At 36.8% G+C, this 6,898-nt stretch carries 9 protein-coding genes; 8 read left to right on the top strand and 1 reads right to left on the bottom strand.

The window, feature by feature from the left end; genetic code table 11:
* Nucleotides 1-184 precede the first annotated feature (184 nt).
* The 6 genes from Q1B07_RS25820 to Q1B07_RS25845 all read left to right on the top strand — a co-directional run bounded on the left by Q1B07_RS25820 (nt 185) and on the right by Q1B07_RS25845 (nt 4,037).
* Nucleotides 185-1,168, top strand: a complete 984-nt coding sequence (locus tag Q1B07_RS25820) for a Gfo/Idh/MocA family oxidoreductase (RefSeq protein ID WP_299095463.1) — start codon at nt 185-187, stop codon at nt 1,166-1,168.
* Between the two features lie 181 nt (nt 1,169-1,349).
* Entirely contained in the window at nt 1,350-1,787 is a 438-nt protein-coding gene (locus tag Q1B07_RS25825; protein ID WP_299095462.1) for an Hsp20/alpha crystallin family protein, read from the top strand.
* 18 nt (nt 1,788-1,805) lie between these two features.
* On the top strand, nt 1,806-1,937 hold the full coding sequence (locus Q1B07_RS25830) for a hypothetical protein (RefSeq protein ID WP_269431578.1): 132 nt from the start codon (nt 1,806-1,808) through the stop codon (nt 1,935-1,937).
* Nucleotides 1,938-2,114: 177 nt separating this feature from the next.
* Nucleotides 2,115-3,011 carry a YitT family protein gene (locus Q1B07_RS25835; RefSeq protein WP_299095460.1) on the top strand — a complete coding sequence of 299 codons (897 nt, stop codon included), beginning with the start codon at nt 2,115-2,117 and terminating at the stop codon, nt 3,009-3,011.
* A gap of 114 nt (nt 3,012-3,125) precedes the next feature.
* A complete protein-coding gene (locus tag Q1B07_RS25840) occupies nt 3,126-3,722 on the top strand; it encodes a DedA family protein (RefSeq protein WP_299095459.1) in 597 nt (198 codons plus the stop codon).
* 144 nt (nt 3,723-3,866) lie between these two features.
* Nucleotides 3,867-4,037, top strand: a complete 171-nt coding sequence (locus tag Q1B07_RS25845; RefSeq protein WP_299095458.1) for a transcriptional regulator SplA domain-containing protein — start codon at nt 3,867-3,869, stop codon at nt 4,035-4,037.
* Between the two features lie 71 nt (nt 4,038-4,108).
* Here the strand turns inward: Q1B07_RS25845 and Q1B07_RS25850 are convergent, their stop codons facing one another.
* Nucleotides 4,109-5,578, bottom strand: coding sequence for a SulP family inorganic anion transporter (locus Q1B07_RS25850; RefSeq protein ID WP_299095457.1), 1,470 nt, complete (start codon nt 5,576-5,578; stop codon nt 4,109-4,111).
* A 252-nt stretch (nt 5,579-5,830) separates the two neighbouring features.
* Between Q1B07_RS25850 and Q1B07_RS25855 the strand changes: the two genes are divergently transcribed.
* Together Q1B07_RS25855 and Q1B07_RS25860 are read left to right on the top strand one after the other, a co-directional pair.
* A complete protein-coding gene (locus Q1B07_RS25855) occupies nt 5,831-6,250 on the top strand; it encodes a universal stress protein (RefSeq protein WP_299095456.1) in 420 nt (139 codons plus the stop codon).
* Between the two features lie 349 nt (nt 6,251-6,599).
* Entirely contained in the window at nt 6,600-6,713 is a 114-nt protein-coding gene (locus Q1B07_RS25860) for a YhdX family protein (RefSeq protein ID WP_299095455.1), read from the top strand.
* Nucleotides 6,714-6,898 lie beyond the last annotated feature (185 nt).

Here is a 6,898-nt window from a genome sequence, read left to right on the forward strand (position 1 = left end):
TGTCGGTAGCAATTAAACTTTGTCACCGACACTTACGTTTCCGAATTCACCGTCATTAATAATGACTCCTGACAAAAAAGCATGAAATATTAGTAAAACTTTAAAATGGTTACAATGCCCTTTTGCTTTTCGAGAAAAAAAGTTATACTTTCCAAGAGTAAAGAGAGTTAATGGAGGGATTACTATGGTTCGATTTGGAATAATTGGGACGAACTGGATTACAGAAAGCTTTATTCAAGCCGCTAGTAAAGTAGAGGATTTTTCACTTACAGCTGTTTATTCAAGAACGAATGAAAAGGCAGAAGAATTTGCAAAAAAATTTAACATAGAGCATACGTTTACAGATTTAGAGGAATTTGTAAGCAGTGACGTGTTTGATGCGGTTTATCTTGCAAGCCCTAATTCATTGCATGCCAAGCAGGCGATCTTGTGCATGAATAATGGGAAACATGTTCTTTGTGAAAAGCCAATTGCTTCAAATACAAGAGAAGTAAGCGAAATGATGAAGGCGGCAAATGATCATTCTGTTGTGTTAATGGAAGCACTAAAAACCAGCTTTTTGCCCAATTTTTTAGCGATTAAAGAAAATTTGCACAAAATTGGAAAAGTCCGCCGTTATTTTGCAAGCTATTGTCAATATTCTTCCCGCTATGACAAATATAAAGAAGGTATTGTATTAAATGCATTCAAACCGGAATTTTCTAATGGCTCACTTATGGATATCGGCATTTACTGTGTTTACCCTGCAGTCGTTTTATTTGGAGAGCCAAAGCAAATAAAGGCTTCAAGCTATATGCTTGAGTCAGGCGTTGATGGTGAAGGCAGTCTTTTGCTTACATATGATGAAATGGATGCGGTTATTATGTATTCCAAAATTACAAACTCTTATGTGCCTTCAGAAATTCAAGGGGAAAACGGCAGCATCATTATTGATAAGATTCACACTCCGGAAAATGTAAAAATTCATTACAAGGATGGACGGATTGAAGATCTTACACAACCCCAGGATTCTGCCAGCATGTATTATGAAACAAAGGAATTTATAGAATTAGTGAAAAACAAAAATTACCAATCACAACTAAACTCGCACTCAAACTCTTTAACTACAGCGAAAATCTTAGAGGATGCCAGAAAGCAGATTGGTTTAATCTATCCAGCGGATAAGTGATTGTTTTTGGGACAGTCCCTCACTGCTTTAAAGCAATGGGGGACTGCCCAGAAGTTTTTGTATGAATTCTTCATTCGTTTTCCTCCAAGTAAGTACACCATTTTCCACCAAAATAAATTGGAATGATTTTTATAAAATTGCAAAAAATATCTCTGTATTAAATAAATTAGGAGGAAACAGCATGGCATTAGTACCATACGAACCATTTAGACAACTTGCAGGTTTGTCAAAAGAATTTGATCACTTTTTTTCAGACTTTTCTACCGCTTTAGGAAATGAACATAATCTGGCTGGCATCAGAGTCGATGTTCATGAAACTAATAACGAAATCATTGCTACATGTGATATTCCTGGACTTGAAAAGAAAGAAGATGTCAATATTGATATTGAAAATAATATGTTAAGGATCAGCGGTTCAATTAATCGAACAAATGAAATAAAGAAGGAAAATATGCATCGTAAGGAACGATATGTTGGCAGTTTCCATCGCTCTGTTTCTCTTCCTAGTCCTGTTTCTGATGAAGGAGTCAAAGCAACTTATAAAAATGGAGTGCTGGAGGTAAGAATGCCGAAGCTAATGAAGGACAACAAAAAGAAGATTGACGTCGACTTTCATTAATAGAAAGGAGAACAGATAATGGCCGAAAGAGATAGTCACAAAAATCAACAAAAGAAAATGAAAAAAGCAAGTGATGCCATCAATACTGATAAAGACTTTGGCAATGATTTAGCCGAAACAAAGCATAACGAGAAAAAATCTCGTAAATAAACACTATATAGCTTGAGTTCGTTTTCGACATATTGGAACGAATTCAAGCTTTTTAGTTTTAAAATATGAATTATCATACAATTTCACATAAAAAGCGTAAAAATCCACTAATTTATGATTGTACGTTATAATGAAAGGACAATCATAATATACGGTAAAGAGATTAGGGGGTCTTTTATGACAGAAATTCCAGTTGAATTACAAAAGGAAATTAAACGACATCAAGGTTTAACGAAAACGAAAATATTGAAAAGAATTTTGTTTATCTTTATCGGTGCTGTTTTAATGGCAGTCGGCTTAGAGATTTTTTTAGTTCCCAACAAGGTTATTGATGGGGGAATTGTCGGAATCTCGATTATTCTCTCTCATATATTAGGATGGAAGCTAGGACTATTTATTTTCCTATTAAATATTCCTTTTTTCTTCATTGGATATAAACAAATAGGGAAAACATTTGCGCTTTCAACCTTGTTCGGTATTATCGTTTTATCCATTGCTACTTCTTTGCTGCATCCTGTACCCGCATTTACTGAGGATTTGCTTTTGGCCACCGTATTTGGCGGAATTATTTTAGGTGTCGGTGTCGGGATTGTGATTCGGTATGGCGGATCATTAGATGGTACTGAAATTTTAGCGATTCTTGCTAATAAGAAGCTTCCTTTTTCTGTTGGTGAAATTATCATGTTTTTTAATATTTTTATTCTAGGAAGCGCGGGTTTTGTCTTTGGCTGGAACAGGGCCATGTATTCATTGATTGCTTATTTCGTAGCATTTAAGACCATAGATGTTGTTCTTGAAGGACTTGACGAATCAAAGTCTGCATGGATTATAAGTGACCAATACCGGGAAATCGGAGATGCCATTTTAGCCCGGCTGGGACGCGGTGTTACATACCTTAACGGCGAGGGAGCTTACACAGGAGATGATAAGAAGGTTATTTTCTGTATCATTACCCGTTTAGAGGAAGCAAAATTAAAATCGATCGTGGAAGACCATGATCCATCCGCCTTTTTAGCCGTGGCCAATATCGCAGAGGTTCGCGGCGGAAGATTCAAGAAAAAGGATATTCACTAATTTGTCCTTAAATTTACCCATAAAGTTTTGGCGAAAAGGGTTATTTTCTTCCATTCCTTCATACGTATATAGGGACAAGAGATGCTTGGACTATTAGGGTAAGGGTGTGAACGAATGGAGGAAGCGATTCTCGATCTATTAGAATGGCTGACAAGCCTAGGGTATTTGGGCATAGCCATTGGATTAATGCTTGAGGTTATACCGAGTGAAATCGTTCTTGGATATGGCGGGTACTTAATTGTCATGGGAAGAGTCGGCTTTTTAGGCGCATTTGCAGCAGGTGTGATTGGCGGAACAATTGCTCAGCTTTTATTATATTGGCTAGGCAGTTATGGAGGAAGGCCATTTCTTGAAAAATACGGAAAATTCCTGTTTATAAATAAGCATCATTTGGATGTTGCTGAATCATGGTTTGAGAAATATGGATCAGGGGTTATCTTCGGGGCAAGATTTATTCCAGTGGTTAGACATGCAATAAGTATTCCTGCCGGAATTGCCAAAATGCCATTATGGAAATTTACCGTTTACACTGTTGCTGCAATGATTCCTTGGACGATTTGCTTTTTATATTTAGGGATCGAATTAGGCTCAAATTGGATGTATATAAAAGAAGTTGCCCGGCCATACCTGATTCCGATCATGAGCTTTGCTGTGCTCATGGCCATTGTTTATTATTTAGTGAAGAGGTTTAAAACACCTCGACCCAACTGAATGACATAAAAGTTCAAAGAACCTTCTACTACTTTAGAAGGTTCTTTTTGTAGAGGATTTTATTTATAGATTAAAGCATTTCCTCATAAATTTCTATTCTAAGGTAAAAATGTAAACAACCGCAAATAGAAAGGATTGAGAAAAATGGATCAAAAAGAAGAAGACTTCTATAACAATGAAGTTTTTGCCCAAGCTGAAGTTGTTCCGCACCCAAAGGATCAAAACCGCTCGGCATTAATCTTAACGCAATCCTTCCATCTTTTATCAGATGAAGATGTACCTTTAAAAGAGACATCAACTGAAGGTGAACAATAACATAAGATTTTAGGGTAAACGGCCCTAAATAACAAGAGCCTGATCTATTTTTCGATCAGGCTCTCTTGCTATTAATGATTCGCTATTTTAGCATTTGCTTTGTCATAAACAGCGAGTTTTTTGACGAGGGTTAAACTGTCTTTATTTAATCCAACAATCCTCACATCAGTGCCATTTTGTTTGAATTTGAAAACAATTTTATCAATTGCTCCAACGGCTGAATCATCCCATAAATGTGCTTGGCTAAAATCAATAACCACATGCTGAATATCTTCTTTAAAGTCAAAGCTTGTAACCAAATCTGAAACAGAAGCAAAAAATAATTGCCCTTTTACAATATAGGTTTTTTGATTGCTTTCATCAAGTTTTGTGTCCACATGGACCTTTGAAATTTTAGCGGCAAAGAAAACCGCACTAAGGATGACACCTGCAATGACTCCCTTAGATAAATCATGTGTATAGACGACAGTGACAACTGTTACGATCATCACAGTTGAGTCCGTAATTGGCATAACATGCAGCTTTCTCAGTGAAGACCAATCAAATGTACCGACTGATACCATGATCATAACGCCGACTAAAGCGGCCATTGGTATTTGCACAAGAATATCGTTTAACAAAAGGATTAAGATCATAAGGAAAACACCAGCAACCAGTGTAGATAAACGGCCGCGCCCGCCAGATTTAACGTTAATACCAGATTGGCCGATCATCGCGCAGCCTGCCATTCCACCAAAAAATCCCGCGACAATATTGGCGATTCCTTGTCCTCTTGCTTCTTTGTTTTTATCACTTTCCGTATCTGTCAGATCATCAACAATTTGGGCCGTTAAAAGTGATTCCAATAGGCCGACAAGTGCTAATGCGATAGAATAAGGAAGGATAATTTGCAACGTCTCAAAATTAAACGGGATTTGCGGAATTAAGAACATTGGTAAAGCCTGTGTTAATTCTCCCATATCTCCGACAGTACGAACCGAAACCCCAGACATAATAGCAAAAATCGTCATCACGATAATCGCTACAAGTGGTGAGGGAACAACTTTTGTAAACCTAGGCAAAATGTATATAATGGCTAATGAACCTGCAACCATTGCGTACATAACCCATGATTCACCAACAAAGTGGGGAAGTTGTGCCATGAAAATTAAGATGGCTAAGGAGTTAACAAATCCAACCATAACCGAACGTGGAATAAACTTCATCAATCTGCCTATTTTAAGAATGCCGAGAACGATTTGAATTATTCCAGTTAAAATCGTTGCGGCAAGGAGATATTGGAGCCCGTGTTCAGCTACTAACGTAACCATTACTAAAGCCATTGCACCTGTGGCTGCAGAAATCATTGCCGGTCTTCCGCCTACGAAGGCAATGACGACTGCGATACAAAATGAGGCATATAACCCAACCATCGGGTCAACACCTGCAATAATCGAAAACGCAATCGCTTCAGGAATAAGTGCTAAGGCAACAACGATGCCTGAAAGGATGTCCCCACGGATATTTCCGAACCACTGTTGTTTTAATGTTTGTGTATTCAATACAGCACCTCTTTTTCTTATTAAATTTTTAGGTGACTTTCAACTCTCATGAAAGTCGGGGCCGTTGTTAACGGGGAATATTATAGCATCATTCATTGAAAATATGTATTTATATGTAAGCGTATACTTGTATAGATTTCTTTGATTAACTCAAATTCCCTCCAGTTTAAGCAGAAATTTGTAGAATTAAATTTATATTAAAGAGGTAAGTGATGCTGTAAAATAGTAGTAAAGCAAACTGGGGGAGAATGGATGTTTAAAAACATTTTGTTGGCAACTGATGGATCAGAGCATGCTTTTCGAGCTGCAATAAAGGCCGCTGAAGTGGCAAAATTAAGTGATGATGCCAATATTACGATCATCTATGTTGTAGATGGTTCAACCTCAAAATCTGATGTATTATCAGATGGAAGCAAGGAGGCAGTATATGAAAGGCGGTTACGGAAGATTAGACCTACTGAAGAAATTTTAAAGCAGAAGCAGATAAACTATACTTTAGAAATACTTAAGGGCGAGCCAGGTCCAGAAATTGTAAGGTATGCCAACAAGCAACATTTTGATATAGTCGTAATTGGCAGCCGAGGTTTAAATAAATTACAGGAAATGGTTTTAGGCAGTGTGAGTCATAAGGTTGCGAAACGTGTAGAGTGCCCGGTTATGATTGTTAAATAATCATGCTCCTGGAATTTGTTTGAAAAGGCTGACCATCAAATGATTTTTCTTGTGCCAGCTAAGCAAAGAGTTAATCCAATCTCTTTAATTGCTTTACATATTTACCTCACTTTTATCATTCTTTTATCACATAATTTATCAATTGAATTCGTTTAAAAGGTTCTTACCGCAAAAATAATGATTTCAAACGAAATTCAAAAAATGTTGAAATTTGTATCAGGCTCCTGATGAAAAAATCATTTTTTGATATTTATTGTAAATATTCTGAGATTTTTAGTACTTTTGTTATGTTTACTTTTTGTTTAGTCTTTTTCATAATGGATATAAGCTTTCTTAGGAGGGATATCTTATGGGAAAAGGTAGAATCCGAGTGGAAGAACGTATTAAAGAAGAAACAGACGAAGAAATTTTTGAAGCTAAGCTTTTAGAAGAAAAGGTTAGAGATAGAGATACAGACAAGTAGAAAAAGGGAAGGGGAGCGATCACAGGTCGCTCCCTTTTGTTTAAGTTTAAGAAAGTATAAAATTTTGAACTTAGTTTTAGTGTCTAGCTCGAGCCGATAGGCGGGCGCCTTGCGCTTTTCTTATAATATCAGAATTTATATGTTGCCCCTTTTTTGTAATATCAGAATTTATATGTTGCCCCTTT

This window comes from uncultured Metabacillus sp. (assembly GCF_947503125.1).
Lineage (GTDB): Bacteria > Bacillota > Bacilli > Bacillales > Bacillaceae > Metabacillus.

Excerpts from the sequence above, each read along its gene's own strand:
- Q1B07_RS25820 (WP_299095463.1), top strand. The coding sequence starts at position 185 with ATGGTTCGATTTGGAATAATTGGGACGAACTGGATTACAGAAAGCTTT.
- Q1B07_RS25825 (WP_299095462.1), top strand. The coding sequence starts at position 1,350 with ATGGCATTAGTACCATACGAACCATTTAGACAACTTGCAGGTTTGTCA.
- Q1B07_RS25830 (WP_269431578.1), top strand. The coding sequence starts at position 1,806 with ATGGCCGAAAGAGATAGTCACAAAAATCAACAAAAGAAAATGAAAAAA.
- Q1B07_RS25835 (WP_299095460.1), top strand. The coding sequence starts at position 2,115 with ATGACAGAAATTCCAGTTGAATTACAAAAGGAAATTAAACGACATCAA.
- Q1B07_RS25840 (WP_299095459.1), top strand. The coding sequence starts at position 3,126 with ATGGAGGAAGCGATTCTCGATCTATTAGAATGGCTGACAAGCCTAGGG.
- Q1B07_RS25845 (WP_299095458.1), top strand. The coding sequence starts at position 3,867 with ATGGATCAAAAAGAAGAAGACTTCTATAACAATGAAGTTTTTGCCCAA.
- Q1B07_RS25855 (WP_299095456.1), top strand. The coding sequence starts at position 5,831 with ATGTTTAAAAACATTTTGTTGGCAACTGATGGATCAGAGCATGCTTTT.
- Q1B07_RS25860 (WP_299095455.1), top strand. The coding sequence starts at position 6,600 with ATGGGAAAAGGTAGAATCCGAGTGGAAGAACGTATTAAAGAAGAAACA.